Source organism: Burkholderia cepacia ATCC 25416, assembly GCF_001411495.1.
Classification (GTDB): domain Bacteria; phylum Pseudomonadota; class Gammaproteobacteria; order Burkholderiales; family Burkholderiaceae; genus Burkholderia; species Burkholderia cepacia.
This window is the reverse complement of the sequence record NZ_CP012982.1, coordinates 2,930,400-2,949,458: the sequence shown is the minus strand read 5'-3', so window position 1 is coordinate 2,949,458 and position 19,059 is coordinate 2,930,400. Positions and strand designations below refer to the sequence as shown.

Here is a 19,059-nt window from a genome sequence, read left to right as displayed (position 1 = left end):
CGGCAACGCCGCACGCCCGATCGTCAGGATAACGACGCAACGACGGTCGCTGCCCGCGGGCGCAGGTTCACAGCAGCCCCTTGCGCCTCGCGGAATCGCGCAGGCAATCGAGCAGCATCGCCGCTGCCGGCGTCAGCGGGCTGTCGCGACGCGTGATGACCTGCACCGAGACGGCCGGCAACCGCTCGCGGATCGGCAGGACCGCGAACTGGTCGCGCGCCCACTCGCCCTGCAGCAGCTGCTCGGGCATCGAGGCAATCAGGTCGCAGCCCATCATCAGGCTGCGCGCGAGCCCGAAGCTCGGGCATTCGACGACGCGCGCCGGCACCGGCAACCCGTAGGCGACGAATGAATTGAACAGCACCTGCGTCGAACTTTCGGGCGACGGATTCATCAGCCAGTCGGCTTCGACGAGATCGGCGAGCGACGTGGCCGATGCGAGCGGATGCCCCTTGCGCGCGACGATCAGCGAACGGCTCGAATACAGTTCGGCGTGATCGAACTCGGCGGCCAGCAGTTCGGGCACGACGACGGCCACCGCGAAATCGAGCGAGCCGTCGTGCAACCGCGGCAGCGCGACGCCCGGAAACCCTTCGACGATACTGACGCGCGCCACCGGAAAACGCCGCCGGAACGCGCGAAACGCATCGGGCAGGATCGTCACCGCGGCGGCCGGCGTGACCGCCGCCGCGACGGAGCCCGTCATCGCCCCTTGCGCCTGCTCGATGTCGTCGCGGGCGCGCTGCATTTCGGCGACGATCAGCCGCGCGCGCACCTGCAACTGCTGGCCGAACGCGGTGAGCTGGACGCCGCGCGCGGTGCGCACGACGAGCGACACGCCGAGCGCGATCTCCAGCTCCTTGACCGCCTTCGTCAGTGCCGCCGGCGACACGTTCAGGCGCCGCGCGGCCGCGCGAATGCTCCCCTCTTCCGCGACGGTGACGAACGCTTTCAGCTGATGGTATTTCATGGCGGCGACGCGTGATCCGTGGAAACCCTGTGCTGCATGGCACACACGGGCTCAGGGTATTCCCGAGCGGCAACCGGTGGTGAGCACCAAAGCAATTTATCAGCTTCTGGTACGCAAAAGAAATTTATATGCTTGCTCGTCATATGTGCGTCAAACGCCCCAGCCGCCCCACAGGAGAGACCATGCTGCAAGCCGTGAACCCCGTCATCCCCGGTATCGCCGCGATCGCGCCCGAGCTGGTCGAGGTGCGTCGTCGCATCCACGCTCACCCCGAACTCGCATTCGAGGAAACGCTCACGAGCGACCTCGTCGCCGAGCTGCTCGCCGGCTGGGGTTACGACGTGCATCGCGGCATCGGCAAGACGGGCGTGGTCGGCGTGCTGCGCGAAGGGCAAGGCACACGCACGGTCGGGCTGCGCGCCGACATGGATGCACTGCCGCTCGCGGAAGCCACCGGCCTGCCGTACGCGAGCCGCCATGCGAACAAGATGCATGCGTGCGGCCACGACGGCCACACCGCGATGCTGCTGTGCGCGGCGCGCCACCTCGCGGCGACGCGCCAGTTCTCCGGCACGCTGAACCTGATCTTCCAGCCGGCCGAGGAAAACTTCGGCGGCGCGAAGGCGATGATGGACGACGGCCTGTTCGACCGTTTCCCGTGCGACGCGATCTTCGCGATCCACAACATGCCGGGCCGCGCGGCCGGCGACATGGCCTTCCGCACCGGCGCCGCGATGGCGTCAGCCGACCGTGTGACGATCACGCTGCGCGGTGTCGGCGGCCACGGCGCGATGCCGCATTTCGCGCGCGATCCGATGTCGGCCGCGGGCAGCATCATGGTCGCGCTGCAGACGATCGTCGCGCGCGAGGTCGATGCGCAGCATGCGGCCGTGATCACGGTCGGCAGCGTGCAGGCCGGCGAGACCTTCAACATCATTCCCGAAACCGTCGTGATGAAGCTGTCGGTGCGCGCACTGAACGCCGACGTGCGCGCACTGCTCGCGCGCCGCATCGAAGGGCTCGCGAAAGGCCAGGCGGAGAGCTTCGGCGTCACGGCGGAAGTCGACTACGACTACGGCTACCCGGTGCTCGTCAATCACGCGGAGCCGACTGCATTCGCGGCCGACATCGCGCGCCAGATGCTCAGCGCCGAGCGTGTCGAAACCGACGCCGCGCCGCTGATGGGCAGCGAGGATTTCGCGTTCATGCTCGAAGCGCGCCCCGGCTGCTACGCATTCATCGGCAACGGGATCGGCAGCAAGGGCGGCTGCATGGTGCACAACCCCGGCTACGACTTTAACGACGACATTCTCGCGATCGGCGCGAGCTACTGGGTTCGCATCGCCGAAGCCTGGCTCGCGGCCTGACGGCCCTTCATCCCATCGTTTCGCGCCAACCGGGGGAACCCCACATGGAAACGTCCGCCCTTTCGCTCGCCGGCACGCCGGTCGATGCTCGCGCCGCCGCGAAGAAACGCCGGCTGATCGCGGCCGCCGCCGTCGGCAACGCGCTCGAGTTCTACGACTTCACGGTCTACAGCTTCTTCGCGATCCTGATCGGCAAGCTGTTCTTTCCCGTGCATTCGTCGTTCGGGCAATTGATGCTCGCGGTCGCGAGCTTCGGTGTCGGCTTCGTCACGCGCCCGCTCGGCGGGCTCGTGATCGGCATGTATGCCGACCGCGCCGGCCGCAAGAAGGCGATGATCCTCACGCTGTTGCTGATGGCGCTCGGCACCGCGACGATCGCCGTCGCGCCGACCTACGCGCAGATCGGCCTCGCCGCCCCGCTGCTGCTCGTGCTCGCGCGCCTGCTGCAAGGGTTCGCGTCGGGCGGCGAAGTCGGCGCGTCGACCACGCTGCTGCTCGAACAGGCGCCGCAGCATCGTCGCGGCTTCTACGCATCGTTCCAGTTCTCGAGCCAGGGACTCGCCGCGCTCGCCGGTGCGCTGACCGGCGTCGCGCTGACGTCGACGCTCAATGCCGCGCAGCTCGAAAGCTGGGGCTGGCGCGTCCCGTTCATCATCGGCACGCTGTTCGTGCCGCTCGGCTACTGGCTGCGACGCACCGTCGAGGAAGTGCCGGCCGCCGCGCCCGCCGCCACGCACGACGAGCCGGTCGCATCGCTGCCGCTCGCGGACGTGCTGCGCCATCACGGCAAGGCCGTGTTCGCGGGCCTCGGCGTGACGATCGGCGGCACGTCGATCCACTACATCATCGTGTTCTACATGGCGATCTACGGCGTGCAGGTGTTGCATCTGCCGACCTGGCTGTCGATGACGGCCGGCTGCGTCGCGGGCGCAATCCTGATGCTCGTGACGCCGATCGGCGGCCACCTGTCCGACGTCTACGGGCGCAACCGGATCGTCTGGTGGACGCGCATCGCGCTGATGGCCGCGATCTACCCGGCGTTCATCGCGCTGAACCGCTGGCCGGGCGCCGCATCGCTGCTGTCGATCATCGCCGCGCTGTCGATCGTGCACGCGATCAACATCGGCGCGACGGGTGCGATGCTCGGCGAGCTGTTCCCGCGTGCGGTGCGCGCGACGGGCGGCGCACTCGTGTACAGCGTGGGCGTTGCGATCTTCGGCGGCTTCGCGCAGTTTTTCGTCACGTGGCTGATCGCGGCAACCGGCAATCCGAATGCGCCGGCGTGGTATGCGATTGGGTGCGGTGCGTTCACGCTGCTCGCCATCCGCTGCATGGACGAGAAGGCCGGGAAGGCACTCGACTGACCGGTGGGCGATGCCGGATGCGCGATTGACGCAGTGCGTGAGCATCGGGCATGATCGCTCCATGCGCCACACCACGACCGCCTCCTCGACCACGACGCGCACGACCGCCTTCGGCGGGCTCGTGCGGCGAGTGCGCGCAAGGTCGTAGCGCCACGATTCCTCACAGGCCCCGCCGGTTCCGGACGGGGTCTTGTCGTTTCTCCGTCCGTATCGGTCACTCAGGAGAAACGCCATGCCAGAAGCCTCTTCCCCGAAACGCGCACTGCTCGTCGTCGACATGCAGATCGGCCTGTATCACGGCCCCGAGCGGCCGTACGACGGCGAACGTGTGCTCGCGAACATCAACCGGTTGATCGACCGCGCGCATGAAGCCCGTGCACCGGTATTCGCGGTGCGGCACACCGGCCCCGCCGGTTCGCCGATCGCGCCCGACTCGCCGCTGACCGCACTGCTGCCTGAACTCGCAATCGATGCCGCACGCGATACCGTGTTCGCCAAGACGCAGTCGAGCTGCTTCACCGGCACGCCGCTCGCCGCATGGCTGCATGCGGCCGGCATCGGCGAGATCGTGATTGCGGGGATGAAGACGCAGTACTGCGTCGACACGGCGTGCCGTGCGGCCGCAGATCATGGTTTTCGTGCGGTGCTCGTGACCGACGGGCATACCTGCATGGATACGCCCGAACTGCCGGCCGAGCGGATCATCGCGCATCACAATGCGACGCTTGGAGGCCCGTTCGCGACGCTCACCACGACCGACGCATGCGTGTTCTGACCGGCACCGGTCACGCCGCCGTCAAAGCAACAACGCACGGGCAGCAACCGTCCGTGCGTTGTTGCGTGCAAGGCGTATACCTTCGCCGCTCAAAACGTATGCATCATCCCCACATACGCCCCCGTCTGCGACTCGCCCGTCATCGGGCTCGTACCCGACGTCGCGTCGCGCGGCGTCGCGAGCAGCGAAAAGTTCGAGTTGCCGCCGTTGCGCACATACGCGACCGTGCCGTACAGGAACGTGCGCTTCGACAGGTTGTACGTGGTGCCGAGCACGTACATCATCGCGTGCCCCGACGGATCGTGCGACGCGTCGCCGCCGCCGTCGCCCACCTTCACGTAGTAACCGCCGCCCGTCACGGCCCATTGCGGCGTCGCGGTGTAGGTCGCACCGAGCCAGTAGTGATCGGCGCGATCGGCCACCCCGGCCGGGCTGTCCGGCGCCTGATAGTGCGTATACGCGCCCTGGATCTTGAACTTCGACACCTTGACGTTCGCACCGACGAAATATTCGCGCGACGCGGTGAAGATGTTGCTGAACTTGCCGTTGTTGTCGCGCAGCTCGTCGTAGATGCCGCGCACGTCGAGCACCGGCGAGTGGTACGAGATCATGATCCCGTCCGAGCGGCCGAAATCGTCGGCCGCTCCATAGTTGAAGCCGCGCGACTGGTTGCCGAACGCGTATTGCGCCTGCACGTCGAAGCCGCCGATCACGGGGCTGTGATATTCGATGTTGTTGCTGGTCTGCTGCCAGTTGCGGCCGCGCACGAGCGATGCCGACGAAAACGCCTGCTGGACGAACGGGTCGAATTCCCACACCCCGTCGCTGTCGATGAACAGGTTTCGGCCGGCCTGCAGCTGGCCCCACGTGTCGCTCTTCAGCCCGACATACGCGCGCCGCGACCACATGCGCCCGCCGCCCGTCGTGCCGTTCATCACCTGGAACGCGGTCTCCAGGTTGAAGACCGTCGACAGCCCGCCGCCTAGATCCTCGAAGCCCTTCAAGCCGAACATGCTGGTGCCCCAGTCGCCGCCTTCGGCACTCCAGCGGGTCGCGCTGCCGCCGTTCGGCTGCGCGATGTGGTTCAGGTATTCGATGCCGCCGTCGATGCGGCCGTACAGCATCACGCTCGTCTGAGCAAAAGCGGCCGCCGGTGTGGCGGCCGCGATCAGCCATGCGAAATGTTTGAGTCGCAAAATGATGCCCCCTCGGAGTCTCGACCTTCCAGCGCGCGCCCCATGCGCGCGCCCCGGGTCCGTTTATCCGCGATCGATCGAGAAACGTCCGGGGCCCGCCGCGCAAAGCGCCAGCAGGCCGCCGGAGATCGCGATGTTCTTGTAGAAATGAATCATGTTGTTGATCTGCTCGCCGCCCGTCATCGTCCAGTAGTGATGGCCGATGATGCCGGTGCCGATCGTATAGAGCGCCAGCAGCAGCGCGAGCGCGCGCGTCTGGAAGCCGACCAGGATCGCGACCCCGACGAACAGCTCCATCACGACGGAGATCGCGGCGGAAATGATCGGCGCGGGCGCGCCTTCCGAACCCATGAACGCGATGGTACCGGGGAAGTCGACGATCTTCTTCCAGCCGAACATCACGAACAGGATCACGAGCAGGATCCGGGCAAGCAGCAGCAGCACATCGCGCTGGGACGCGAGAAACGGTTGATTCGGTGTCATGGTGTCGATCAACGAAAGCGATGCGCATGGCGCAAATACGCCCGGCGCACCGGATTGCGAATGAACCAGGACGGGCGGCCGCCTGCGCCACCCGTCCCGCTCTGCAACAACCGGCATCGGGCAACAACCCGATGTGCTGTGCTCCTCCTCTTGTCAGTTATCGCCCTGCTTCGTCGCGCGCCGCATCAGCGCAGCTTCGCGACGTCCTGCTCGGTCACCTTCGCGGCCGGATTGCCGAACTGCCCGGTCAGGTAGTTCGTCAGCGCGGCGATCTGCGCATCCGACAGCTCGTGGCGGAACGCCGGCATCCCGACGTCCTCGCTGCCGGCCTTGCGCTGCACGCCGTTCAGGATCACCTGCACGAGGTTGGTCGGATTCGGTGCGCCCACCGTCGAGTTGTGGAACAGCGGCGGGTAATAACCGTCCGGCGTGCCCTTGCCCTGCATCTGGTGGCAAGTCGCGCAGTTGCCGAGATACAGCCGCGCCGGATCGATGCCCGACGACGCGAGTGCGGCGCCGCGCAGCGTCAGGCCGTCCTCGGCCGGCTTGCCCCACGACGAGCGCGACTGCTTCGCGTCGCCGCTGGCAACTGCCGGCACCGTGCGAATGTACGTCGAGATCGCGCCGATGTCGGCTTCGGTCATCTTCGAGAAGCTGTGCTCGATCGCCTCGGCCATCGGCCCGGCCGCCTGCGCGAGACCCGGCACGGTGCCGGTGCGCAGGTACTGGACGAGCTGCTGCTGCGTCCAGCCGCCGATCCCGGCGTTCGGGTCGGACGTGATGTTGTAGCCGTCCCAGCCTGCCAGCACCGAACCCGACAGGAAGCTGCCGCCCGTCTCGTCGAGCGACTTCTCCTGCATCGCGATGCCGCGCGGCGTGTGGCACGTGCTGCAGTGCGCGAGGCCCTGCACGAGATACGCGCCGCGGTTCCACTCGGCGCTCTGCGCCGGTTTCGGCTCGTACGCGCCGTCCTTCAGGAACAGCCAGTTCCAGATCTTCAGCGGCCAGCGCATGCTCAGCAGCGCAGGAATCTCGTTCTTCGGCGGCGCCTGCTTGACCGGCTCGACGCCGTGCATGAAGTACGCATACAGCGCCTGCACGTCGTCGTCGTTGATCTTCGCGTACGACACGTACGGCATCGCCGGATACAGGTTGTCGCCGTTCTTCGACACCCCGTGGCGCACCGCGCGCTCGAAGTCCTCGGCCGACCAGTTGCCGATGCCCGTCTCGGGATCGGGCGTGATGTTGCTCGTATAGATCTTGCCGAGCATCGGGATCGGCATGCCGAGACCGCCCGCGAACGGCTTGCCGCCCTTCGCGGTGTGGCAGGCCATGCAGTCGCCCGCGACCGCGAGGTATTCGCCGCGCTTGACCAGCGCCGGATCGGCCGCATCGGCCGCGCGTGCGAGGCCCGGCAGCGCGAGGCAGCCGGCGAGGAGGAAGGTGAGAGTAGATTTCCGCACGGTCAGACTTCCTTCTTCAGCGTGTCCGACATCCGCAGCGCAAGCGCCGCGATCGTCAGCGTCACGTTCACCGTACCGACGGTCGGCATCGTCGAGCTGCTCGAGATGAACAGGTTCGGATGGTCAAACGTGCGGCAGTCCTTGTCGACGACCGAGTCGCGTGCATCCGCGCCCATGATCGTCGCGCCCGTGATGTGGTTGTTCGGCGCGAACTCGTCGTTGAAGACGACTTCGGTGCCGCCCAGCACCTTCGCGGCCGTCGCGTAGACTTCGCGCGTGTGGACGGCGCCGCGCTTCACGTAATCGTCGATCGCATAGGTGATCTCCGGGCGCGGGATGCCGACCGCGTCGGTGGCCGTCTTGCTCGGCACGATGCGGTTCTCGGGCTGCGGCAGGATTTCGTGGAAGCAGTCGAACTGCACGTAGCGCGCGGAACGATCGCGGATCTGCGCGTCGAGCTCCTCGGGCTTCATCAGCTTGCCGGCCTTGAAGATCTTCTGCGTCTCCTGGTTGATGCGCGACATGTTCGACAGGTGGATCTTCTTCGCGGCTTCGGTCGCGCGGAACGGGCCGTCGCGGAAGCCGATCAGCGACGTCATCTCCTGCGGGCCGCGGCCCGGCCACAGCTTCTCGTTCGCGTAGAACGACACGCCGGTGCCAGGGTGGTCCATCAGGTTGCGGCCGACCATGTCCGAGCTGTTCGCGACACCGTTCGGGAAATCGCGGTTCGCGGACATCAGCAGGATCTTCGGCGTCTCGATGCCGTTCGCGGCAATCACGAAGTACTTGCCTTCGACGCGATGGTCGGCACCCGTCTTGTCCTTGTAGACCGCGGCGGTGATGCGCTTGTCCGGCCCGGTCTCGAGCTTGTAGACGACCGCGCTGTCGATCAGCTTCGCGCCGGCCTGCTCGGCCTTCTCGACGTGCACGATGCCGTTGTACATCGCGCCGATCGGGCAGATCGGCATGCAGTTGTTGTTCCCGCAACAAGTGGGCCGGCCGTCGTACGGGCGGCTGTTGCGCGCGACCGGCTCGGTCACCACGTGGAACTTCGGGTCATAGCCGTTGAGCGCGCTCTTGATCGTCTGCTCGTTGAACGACAACGGCAGCGGCGGCATCGGGTACGGCTCCTTGCGCGGCGAGTACAGGTCTTCCTCGGGGCCCGGGCCCCACACGCCGAGTTCCTCCTCGGCGCGCTGGTACCAATGCTCGATGTCGTCGTACTGGATCGGCCAGTCGCGGCCGACACCGTACACGGTCTTCATCTTGAAGTCGTTTGGGATGAAGCGCCACGCCGACGCGGCCCAGTGCCACGTCGTGCCGCCCACCGCACGGATGTACTGCGAGTTGAACTTGTGCTCGCCCTTCAGGATCAGGTAGTCGTTCGGCGGGCCGTATTCCGGATGCGGCGCCCACGCGCTCGACGGGTACGGGGCCATGAAGTCGGTCTTGTCGACCTGGTTGCGGAAGCGCTCGACGATTTCCCAGCGCGGCATGCGCGGGCCGGCTTCCAGCAGGATCACGGACTTGCCCGCCATCGCGAGCTGGTGCGCGACGATCGCGCCTGCGACACCCGAGCCGACGACGACGACGTCGGCCTTTTGCGTATCGGTATCGGCCATCAGGCTTGCCTCTCGATCGGTTTGTCGGCCCAGAAGCCGGGTTTGTTGGGGCAATACGACGGGATCACGAGCGTATCGGACACGACGCTGAACATTAATGCTTCTTCGTAGGTAATCACGACGTTGTCGACGATGCCGAGATACCACGCTTCAAGAATCTTCAGCGCGAGTGTTTCCTGATCGGGATTCAGCGAACCGGACGCGAGTGCGCCGGCGAGTTGCGGCAGGCTGTCGGCGGTCTTGAACGAACCCTTCTGCAAGGCCTGCAGGAAGCGCTGGCCGAGCACGCGGCTCAGCCCCTTCTTGCCTGTCAATGCTTCGGAGAGCGTCATGAACGTATCGAGCGGCGCGGTGCCGGGATCGTCGGCGAGGGCCCGCAACGCCAGCGAGCCCGTGAGGCCCGCCGCCGTCAGCGCCAGTGCGCCCTGCAGCCATTGACGCCGAGTGATGCCTGTTACGGCTGCGTCGCCAGTGCGACGCGAGTGGGGAGTGTTGTCGTTGTGCATGTTTCCTTTTCTCTCGAACACCGGATTCGGGAAAACCACGCTTGATATTTCTCAAACATTGGCGCGGACCTGAAATGTACGCGCACAAATCGGATCGAACAATCTTTTTATAGTCCATTAAATGTTCCGCAATCCGAGACAATCGACATTTCGCTGCTTTTTTGTATCGTCGGCGCGACAAAGTTGCGGCCGACGCACCCATGTCGTACACCGGCGACACACTGACTGCGCGCGACGATGCAGGCGCATGTCGGTCGGTTAGAATCGCGTGCAATCAAACAGAAAGCTTCCCTCCGAGGGCGATCGAGCGATGAAGCAGCACGACAAACAGAACAAAACGGAACGCATCCACCACACCACCCGGCTGCTCTGGCGCCTTGGCGCCGTCGCGGCGCTCGGCGGCGCCACGGCACTGTCGCTGCATGCCGGCGCGGCCCGCACGGTGAGCGTCTCGCCGCAAGGCACCGTCACCGAAGTCCGGCAGAGCGTCGTCAAGTTCGACGAACCGATGGTCGCGTTCGGCTCGGCGTCCGCGCCGAATCCCGCGCGCGTCACCTGCAACGATTCCGCGGCCGCGCGCGGCCAGGGTCACTGGCTCGACGACAAGACCTGGGTTTACGATTTCGAAAACGACCTGCCGCCCGGCGTGCGCTGCTCGGTCTCGCTCAACGACGCGTTGCGTTCGGTCGCCGGCAATGCGGCCAGCGGCCCGCGCCGCTTCACGTTCCAGACGGGCGGCCCGTTCCCGGTGAACGTCCGCCCCGGCTCGCGCGAGATCGAGGAACACCAGGTATTCGTGCTCAAGCTGAACGGCCCGGCCGAACCGCGTTCGGCGCTCGCGAACATCTGGTGCGAAGCGGCCGGCATCGGCAACCGCATTCCCGTCACGGCCGCCGACGACGATGCGCGCAACGCGCTGCTCGATCACTTCGGGCTGAAGAAGGATGCCGCGCGCGTGCTGACGCTGTCGTGCGCGCAGGCGCTGCCGGCGAGCGCGAAGATGCAGCTCGTGTACGGCAAGGGCGTCACGAGCCCGAGCGGGATCCCGAACGAAACGGAACGGCGCTTCGATTTCACCGTGCGCGCACCGTTCGCCGCGAGCTTCTCGTGCGAGCGCGAGAACGCGAAGGCGCCCTGCACGCCGCTGCGCCCGCTCACGCTGTCGTTCAACGCGCCGATCTCGCGCAAGAACGCCGAGGCGATCAAGCTGCGCGGCCCTGACGGTTCGCTGTCGCCGACCTTCGCGGCCGACGACAAGAGCGAGGAAGTCACCACCGTCACGTTCAACCCGCCGCTGCCCGAGCAGGCCGGCCTGACGGTCGAATTGCCGTCGGGCCTGCGCGACGTGACCGACCGACCGCTGTCGAACGCCGACCTGTTCCCGCTCGCGACGCGCACCGCGCCGATGCCGCCGCTCGCGAAGTTCTCGTCGGGCACCTTCGGGATCGTCGAGCGCTTCGCCGAACCCGATACGCCCGCGCTCGTGCCCGTCACGCTGCGCAACGTCGAAGCCGACCTGCATATCGACGGCCTCAACACCCAGGGCGCGCAGTTCTCGAACCTGAAGGTCGACGACGACACCGCGATTCGTCAGTGGATGCGCACCGTCGACCGCTTCGACAACTGGTCGATGACGGCCGGCTCGATCGACAGCCAGATTCCCGGCCTGCTCGAACGCAAGGGCCAGCACCCCGTCTACGTGCCGCGCGAAGCCGGCGAGAAGGCGCCCGCACCGAAGGATCGCCGCATCGACGTGCGCTCGCTGACCCTGCTCAAGGGCCAGCCCGGCGTGCAGGCGCTGACGCTGCCGAAGGCGGACCCGAAGGCGCTGCGCCCGTTCGAGGTCGTCGGCGTGCCGATCGACAAGCCCGGCTTCTACGTGCTCGAACTCGCGTCGCCCGCGCTCGGCCGCTCGCTGCTCGCGAAGCCGTCGAGCATGTACGTGCGCACCACGGTGCTCGTCACCAACCTCGGCGTGCACCTGAAACAGGGCCGCGAAAACAACCTCGTGTGGGTCACGACGCTCGACAAGGGCAAGCCCGTGCCGAACGCGCAGATCCGCGTGTCGGACTGCAACGGCGACGAAATCGCATCCGGCACGACCGATGCGCAGGGGCTGCTGAAGATCGACGGCGCGTTCGAATCGAAGCGCGCTTGCAACTCGTCCGACTCGGAGCAGCGCTTCGACGACTACTTCGTGTCGGCCCGCGTGAACGATCCGAAGACGGGCCCCGACATGGCGTTCGTCAGCTCGGGCTGGAACCGCGGGATCGAATCGTGGCGCTTCAACGTGCCGACCGATACCGACAGCGCACGGACCGTGCGCGCGCATACGGTGTTCGACCGCACGCTGCTGCGCGCGGGCGAAACCGTGTCGATGAAGCACTTCATCCGGTCCGAGACGCTGCAGAGCCTCGCGTTCCCGTCGCAATACCCGACGCGCGTGACGATCCGCCATCTCGGCACGGGCCAGACCTACAAGCTGCCGCTCACATGGACGGCCGACCACAGCGCGGACTCGCAGTTCACGCTGCCGGCCGCCGCGAAGCTCGGTGAATACAGCGTCGAGCTCGAAGGCGGCCCGGAAGACTCGCCCACGTCCACCTACTACAGCGGCAGCTTCCGCGTCGAGGCGTTCCGCCTGCCGGTGCTGAAGGGATCGATCGGCGCGCGCGACGCGCAGAAGAGCCCGCTCGTCGCCGTAAAGGAGGCGCCGCTCGCGGTGCAGATCGACTACGTGTCGGGCGGTGGCGCATCGAACCTGCCCGTGCAGGTGTCGGCGCTGATGAAGTGGGCATCGCCGCCGTTCGTCGATCGCTTCGAGGATTTCAGCTTCACGCCGTATCGCCCCGACACGAGCGACGGCAATGCCGACGACGATTCGCAGGACGGCGACAACGCGTCGTCGTCGAACAACGATCCCGACGCGACGAAGCTGATCGCCGACAAGCTGCCGCTGACGCTCGACCGCAACGGTGCGGGCTCGGTCACGCTGAAGGGCCTGCCCGACGTCGACGCACCGAAGCGCATCGCGCTCGAAGCGACGTTCGCGGACCCGAACGGCGAAGTGCAGACGATTCGCGGCGACACGATCCTGTGGCCGGCCGCGGTGGTGGCCGGCATCAAGGCGGGCCGCTGGGTCTCGGTCGGCCAGCGCGTGCCCGTGCAGGCGCTGGCGGTCGACCTGCAAGGCAAGCCGCGTGCGTCCGTGCCGATCGAGATCAAGGGCGTCGCGCGCATCACGACGTCGTCGCGCAAGCGGATGGTCGGCGGCTTCTATGCGTACGACAACAAGAGCGACACCCGCGACCTCGGCGTGCTGTGCTCGGGCAAGACCGACGACAAGGGCCGCATGGCCTGCGACGCGACGCTCGAACAGGCCGGCAACGTGCAGCTGATCGCGGTGGCCAAGGACGGCGACGGCCGCACGTCGAACGCGTCGACCTCGGTATGGGTCACGCGCGAAGACGAACTCTGGTTCGGCGGCGACAACACCGACCGGATCGACGTGATCCCCGAGAAAACCTCGTACGAACCGGGCGAAACCGCCCGCTTCCAGGTGCGCATGCCGTTCCGCTACGCGACCGCGCTGGTGGCGGTCGAACGCGGCGGCGTGATGGAAACGCACATCGTCGAACTGAACGGCAAGAACCCGACGGTCGACCTGAAGGTCGGCGACACGTGGGGGCCGAACGTCTATGTGTCGGTGCTCGCGCTGCGCGGCCGGATTCGCGAGGTGCCGTGGTACTCGTTCTTCACGTGGGGCTGGAAGGCACCGGTCGAATGGGCACGCGCATTCTGGCGCGAGGGCCGTCACTATGAAGCGCCGACCGCGTTCGTCGACCTGTCGAAACCCGCGTTCCGCTATGGCCTCGGCGAGATAAAGGTCGGCACCGGCGTGCACCGTCTCGGCGTGTCCGTGACGACCGACGCGACGCGCTACACCGTGCGCAGCAAGGCGCAGGCGCACGTGAAGGTCACGCTGCCGAACGGCCAGCCCGCGCCGGCCGGCACGCAGATCGCGGTCGCGGCCGTCGACGAGGCGCTGCTCGAACTGATGCCGAACAACAGCTGGGACCTGCTCGACGCGATGCTGCGGCGACGCGCGTACGGCGTCGAGACGGCCACCGCGCAGATGGAAATCGTCGGCCGCCGCCACTTCGGCCGCAAGGCCGTGCCGGCCGGCGGCGGCGGCGGCAGCGCGCCGACGCGCGAGCTGTTCGACACGCTGCTGCTGTGGAATCCGCGCGTGACGCTGGACGCCAACGGCAGCGCGACCGTCGAGGTGCCGCTGAACGACGCGCTCACGCGCTTCCGGATCGTCGCGATCGCGGCGGTCGGCCCCGACCGCTTCGGCACCGGCAGCACGTCGATCCGCAGTACGCAGGATCTGCAGCTGATCTCCGGCCTGCCGCCGCTCGTGCGCGAAGGCGACGCGTTCCGCGCGCAGGTCACGCTGCGCAACACGACCGACCGCGCGATGCAGGTCGTCGTGTCGCCGCGCGTGACGGGCCTCGATGTCGCACCGCAAACCGTGTCGCTGGCGGCCAATACGGCAACCGAAGTCGCATGGACGATCACCGTGCCCGAGCAGGCGCTCGACGCGGCCGGTGCGCTGAACTGGCGCATCGAAGCGGCCGAACAAGGCGGCAAGCGCGCGTCCGACGCGCTGGCGGTCGCGCAGAAGGTCGTGCCCGCGCTGCCGGTCACGGTACAGCAGGCGACGCTCGCGCAGGTCGACGGCACGCTGACGGTGCCGGTGGCCTCCCCGGCCGGCGCCGCGAACAACGCGCAAGGCTTGCCGCGCGGCGGCATCGCCGTGTCGCTGCAGTCGAAACTCGCCGACGGACTGCCCGGCGTGAAGCGCTGGTTCGAGCGCTATCCGTACCGCTGCCTCGAACAGCAGACGTCGCGCGCGATCGGCCTGCGCGATCCCGCGCAATGGCAGGCGCTGATCGCCCGCATGCCCGTCTATCTCGACAGCGACGGGCTCGCGAGCTACTTCCCGCCGTCGTCCGACGATTCGCACGCCGGCAGCGCGACGCTGTCGTCGTACCTGCTCGTGGTGTCCGACGAGGCGAGCCGTCTCGACCCGCGCTTCGCGCTGCCGGAAGACCTTCGCACGCAGCTCGAAGCCGGGCTCGCGCGCTTCGTCGACGGCCGCCTCGAGCGCAACACGTGGGCGCCGCGCCAGGATCGCGACCTCCGCAAGCTCGCCGCGATCGAAGCGCTATCGCGCTACGGCGCCGCGCAGGGCCGCATGCTCGGCTCGATCGAGATCGCGCCGAACCAGTGGCCGACGTCGGCGGTGATCGACTATCACGCGATCCTCACGCGCGTGAAGGACATCCCGCAACGCGACGAGAAACGCGCGCAGGTCGAGCAGATCCTGCGGGCACGCCTCACGTACCAGGGCACGCAGCTCGTGTTCTCGACCGCGCGCGACGACGACCTGTGGTGGCTGATGACCAGCAACGAGACCAACGCGGCCCGCCTCGCGCTGGAATTCGCCGGCGATCCGGCGTGGAAGGACGAGATGCCGCGCGTGACGGCCGGCCTGCTCGCCCTGCAGCGCCAGGGCGCATGGCAGACGACCACGTCGAACGCGCTCGGCCTGCTCGCGGTCGAGCGCTTCTCGCGCACTTACGAGAGCACGCCGGTTGCCGGCGCGACGAAGGTCGCGCTCGGCGGCGACGAGCGCACGATCTCGTGGTCGCAGGCGCCGGCGCCCGCGCCCGCCGACCCGGCTGCATCGACCACCCCAGCCACCCCGGCCACCCGCGCCGCCGCGGCCCGCAGCGTGATGCTGCCGTGGCCGCGCGCGTCGCAGGCACCGGCCACGCTGTCCGTCACGCAAGACGGCACCGGCCGCCCGTGGGCCACGATCGAAAGCCTCGCGGCCGTGCCGCTGCGTTCGCCGTTCGCGGCCGGCTACCGGATCACGAAGACCGTCACGCCCGTGTCGCCCGCCGTCAAGGGCGTGCTGACGCGCGGCGACGTCGTGCGCGTGCATCTCGACATCGACGCGCAGAGCGACATGACGTGGGTCGTCGTCAACGATCCGGTTCCGGCCGGTTCGACGATCCTCGGTTCGGGCCTCGGCCGCGACTCCGAAGCCGCGACGCAGGGCGAGAAGACGCCGGACGGCGCCTGGCCGGCGTTCATCGAGCGCGACTTCGACGGCTACCGTGCGTACTACGACTATCTGCCGAAGGGCAAATTCTCGGTCGAGTACACGGTGCGGCTGAACAACGTCGGCACGTTCGGGCTGCCGCCGACGCGTGTCGAGGCGCTGTACGCGCCGTCCGTGTACGGCCTGTGGCCGAACCCGCCGATGACCGTGAAGCCGGCCGACGCGGGCAAGTAACGAGTACGCGATGATCGATCAGGTATTGCCGCGGCCGGCGCGTTTCGCCGGCCGCGTATTCGTCGCCGTCGTGCTGGCCGCGCCGCTCGTCGCGCATGCGCTGCCGGGCTACGACGAAGTGCGCCGCAACTGGCGCAGCTCCGACTGGGTGCTGCTCGCGCGCGACGGCACGCCGCTGCAGCGCACGCGCGTCGACCTCACCGAACGGCGCGGCGACTGGGTGTCGCTCGCGGACGTGTCGCCCGCGTTTCGCGAGGCGATCGTCGTATCGGAAGACAAGCGCTTTTACGAACACAGCGGCGTCGACTGGCGCGGCATCGCCGGCGCCGCGTGGGGCAACCTGTGGAACGAACGCACGCGCGGCGCATCGACCGTCACGATGCAGCTCGCCGGGCTGCTCAGCGATTCGCCGCGCCGGTCGGGCCAGCGCTCGCTGCCGCAGAAGGCCTCGCAGGCCGTCAACGCGCTGCTGCTCGAACGCGGCTGGCGCAAGGACCAAGTGCTCGAGGCATACCTGAACCTCGTGCCGTTCCGCGGCGAGACGATCGGCCTCGCCGCGCTGTCTCAGGTGCTGTTCGGCAAGGCACCGTCGGGCCTCGACGCACGCGAAGCCGCGATCGCGGCCGCGCTCGTGCGTGCGCCCAACGCCACGCCCGCGAAGGTCGCCGAGCGCGCGTGCCGGATCCTGCGCGACATGCACGCGGAGCCGGCCTGCGCTTCGCTCGACGGCTACGTGCAGCTGGTCACCGCGCGGCCGGCCAGCGCCGCGCGCGACGACGGCGCCGCCCTCGCCCCGCACTTCGCGCGACGCATCGCGGCCGAGGTCCGGCCGGCGGCCGGCGCGCAGGTGCGCACGACGCTCGACGCGCCGCTGCAGCGCTTCGCGCGCGACACGCTGATGCGCGCGCTGACCGAACTCAACGCGCCCGCGCACCGGCGCAACGTGCAGGACGGTGCGGTCGTCGTGATCGACAACGCGACCGGCGAGATTCGTGCATGGGTCGGGTCGTCCGGCGCGCTGTCGAGCGCGCGCGACGTCGACGCCGTGCTCGCGCCGCGCCAGGCCGGCTCGACGCTCAAGCCGTTCCTGTACGCGCAGGCGATCGACGAGAAACGGCTGACGGCCGCGTCGCTGCTCGACGACGCGCCGATCAACCTCGCCGCCGGCGGCGGCCTGTACATCCCGCAGAACTACGACAAGGATTTCAAGGGCTGGGTGAGCGTGCGCAGCGCGCTCGGCGGCTCGTTGAACGTGCCGGCCGTGCGCACGCTCGTGCTCGTCACGCCGCACCGCTTCGCGCGCACGCTGACCGCGCTCGGCCTGCCGCTCGCGCAGGAAGGCGACTACTACGGCTTCAGCCTCGCGCTCGGCAGTGCGGACGTCACGCTGCTGTCGCTGACCAACGCGTACCGCGCGCTCGCGAACGGCGGCGTCGCCCGCCAGGTCGTCGACCGGCCGGCGCCGGCGCCGGCGCCGGCACCGGCATCCGGCGCATCCGCAGCCTCGCCCGCCCGCGCGGCCGACGGTACGCGCGTGTTCAGCGAGGCGGCCAGCTTCGTCGTGACCGACATCCTCTCCGACAACAACGCGCGCGTACGCACGTTCGGCTTCGACAATCCGCTCGCGACGCGCTTCTTCTCGGCAGTCAAGACCGGCACGAGCAAGGACATGCGCGACAACTGGACCGTCGGATTCACGTCGCGCTATACGGTCGGCGTGTGGGTCGGCAATGCGGACGGCTCGCCGATGTGGGACGTGTCGGGTGTCACGGGCGCATCGCCGGTGTGGTCGGCCGTCGTCGGCTACCTGCACCGCGACGTGCCGAGCCGCGCGCCGCGTGCGCCGGCCGGCGTCGAGACGCGCCGCATCACCTTCGAGCGCGACATCGAACCGTCACGCAACGAGTGGTTCGTCGCGGGCACGGCGGTCGACACGATCCGGCTCGCCGCGCCCGTCACGCCGGGCAAGGACGGCGCGCGTGCGCCGCTGACGATCGGCACGCCGACCGACGGCACGATCTTCGCGATCGACCCGGACATTCCGCCGAAGAATCAGCGGATCTGGTTCGAGCGCTCGGCCGGGCACGCCGCGAAGTTCGCGTGGCGGCTCGACGACAAGGTGATCGGGCATGCCGACCGCATCGCGTGGATGCCGTGGCCGGGCCGGCACCGGCTCGAACTCGTCGATGCGCGCGGCAATGTTGCCGACGCGATCGGCTTCGAGGTGCGCGGCGCGTTCGCGAAGGCGGCCGCGCGCAAGCCCTGAATGCGCGCTTCGGTCGGACGTTTCGACCTGACGCTCCGGCCTTACTCGCCGGCCGTGTTTGCCTTCGCCGGTTGCGGCTGCGACTGCGCGGAGAAATCGAGTGCCGGCGCGGTTGAAATCGCCGCTTCGTTCGCGACGCTGAAATTCGGGCGCGGCTGGTAGCCGAAGATCTTCGCGATCACGACGCCCGGGAACTGGCGGATCTGCACGTTGTAGTGCTGCACCGTCTTGATGTAGCGGCCGCGCGCGACCGCGATGCGGTTTTCCGTGCCTTCGAGCTGGGTCTGCAGGTCGCGGAACGCTTCGTTCGCCTTCAGCTCCGGATAGCGCTCGGACACCACCATCAGCCGGCTCAGCGCCCCGGACAGCTCGCCCTGCCGCTGGTCGAACGCCGCGAGCGCGGCCGGGTCCTTCGCCATCTCCGGCGTCATCTGCACGCTGCCCACGCGCGCACGGGCCGATGCCACCTCGGTCAGCACGCGCGCCTCGTGCGACGCGTAGCCCTTCACCGACGCGGCGAGATTCGGCACGAGGTCGGCGCGGCGCTGATACTGGTTCAGCACTTCGGACCATGCGGCATTGATGTCCTCGTCGGACGACTGGATCGCGTTGTAGCCGCACCCCGAGAGCGGGGTCAGCACGCAGCACACGAGCAGGATTCGAAACCATTTCATCATGGG

The 19,059-nt window shown here is 68.1% G+C and carries 12 protein-coding genes; 5 read left to right on the top strand and 7 right to left on the bottom strand.

Annotated features, from left to right (window positions below; all coding sequences use genetic code 11):
- Positions 1–67 precede the first annotated feature (67 nt).
- Positions 68–970 carry a LysR substrate-binding domain-containing protein gene (locus tag APZ15_RS30390; protein ID WP_027791844.1) on the bottom strand — a complete coding sequence of 301 codons (903 nt, stop codon included), beginning with the start codon at positions 968–970 and terminating at the stop codon, positions 68–70.
- Between the two features lie 182 nt (positions 971–1,152).
- On the opposite strand from APZ15_RS30390, the gene APZ15_RS30385 reads away from it, so the two are divergent.
- From APZ15_RS30385 to APZ15_RS30375, 3 genes are all read left to right on the top strand, one after another.
- Complete coding sequence (locus APZ15_RS30385) at positions 1,153–2,337, top strand: M20 aminoacylase family protein (RefSeq protein ID WP_027791845.1); 1,185 nt, start codon at positions 1,153–1,155, stop codon at positions 2,335–2,337.
- Between the two features lie 44 nt (positions 2,338–2,381).
- Positions 2,382–3,701 carry an MFS transporter gene (locus APZ15_RS30380; protein ID WP_027791846.1) on the top strand — a complete coding sequence of 440 codons (1,320 nt, stop codon included), beginning with the start codon at positions 2,382–2,384 and terminating at the stop codon, positions 3,699–3,701.
- Positions 3,702–3,933: 232 nt separating this feature from the next.
- Positions 3,934–4,476 carry a cysteine hydrolase family protein gene (locus APZ15_RS30375; protein ID WP_027791847.1) on the top strand — a complete coding sequence of 181 codons (543 nt, stop codon included), beginning with the start codon at positions 3,934–3,936 and terminating at the stop codon, positions 4,474–4,476.
- An 89-nt stretch (positions 4,477–4,565) separates the two neighbouring features.
- On the opposite strand, the gene APZ15_RS30370 is transcribed toward APZ15_RS30375, so the two are convergent.
- The 5 genes from APZ15_RS30370 to APZ15_RS30350 form a co-directional block, all read right to left on the bottom strand.
- Complete coding sequence (locus APZ15_RS30370; protein ID WP_027791848.1) at positions 4,566–5,672, bottom strand: porin; 1,107 nt, start codon at positions 5,670–5,672, stop codon at positions 4,566–4,568.
- 63 nt (positions 5,673–5,735) lie between these two features.
- Positions 5,736–6,155 (bottom strand): DoxX family protein, encoded by a 420-nt coding sequence (locus APZ15_RS30365; protein ID WP_027791849.1) that lies wholly within the window; start codon positions 6,153–6,155, stop codon positions 5,736–5,738.
- 185 nt (positions 6,156–6,340) lie between these two features.
- Positions 6,341–7,618, bottom strand: a complete 1,278-nt coding sequence (locus APZ15_RS30360) for a cytochrome c (RefSeq protein ID WP_027791850.1) — start codon at positions 7,616–7,618, stop codon at positions 6,341–6,343.
- Between the two features lie 2 nt (positions 7,619–7,620).
- Positions 7,621–9,240 (bottom strand): GMC family oxidoreductase, encoded by a 1,620-nt coding sequence (locus APZ15_RS30355; protein ID WP_027791851.1) that lies wholly within the window; start codon positions 9,238–9,240, stop codon positions 7,621–7,623.
- Entirely contained in the window at positions 9,240–9,746 is a 507-nt protein-coding gene (locus tag APZ15_RS30350) for a sugar dehydrogenase complex small subunit (protein WP_027791852.1), read from the bottom strand. The genes APZ15_RS30355 and APZ15_RS30350 overlap by 1 nt, the downstream gene beginning before the upstream one ends.
- A gap of 310 nt (positions 9,747–10,056) precedes the next feature.
- On the opposite strand from APZ15_RS30350, the gene APZ15_RS30345 reads away from it, so the two are divergent.
- Together APZ15_RS30345 and pbpC are read left to right on the top strand one after the other, a co-directional pair.
- The gene (locus tag APZ15_RS30345; RefSeq protein ID WP_027791853.1) at positions 10,057–16,113 is read left to right on the top strand and encodes an alpha-2-macroglobulin family protein; all 6,057 of its coding nucleotides are present in this window, start codon (positions 10,057–10,059) and stop codon (positions 16,111–16,113) included.
- Between the two features lie 10 nt (positions 16,114–16,123).
- The gene (pbpC, locus tag APZ15_RS30340; RefSeq protein WP_027791854.1) at positions 16,124–18,379 is read left to right on the top strand and encodes a penicillin-binding protein 1C; all 2,256 of its coding nucleotides are present in this window, start codon (positions 16,124–16,126) and stop codon (positions 18,377–18,379) included.
- Positions 18,380–18,420: 41 nt separating this feature from the next.
- On the opposite strand, the gene APZ15_RS30335 is transcribed toward pbpC, so the two are convergent.
- The gene (locus APZ15_RS30335) at positions 18,421–19,053 is read right to left on the bottom strand and encodes a LemA family protein (protein ID WP_088611417.1); all 633 of its coding nucleotides are present in this window, start codon (positions 19,051–19,053) and stop codon (positions 18,421–18,423) included.
- Positions 19,054–19,059 lie beyond the last annotated feature (6 nt).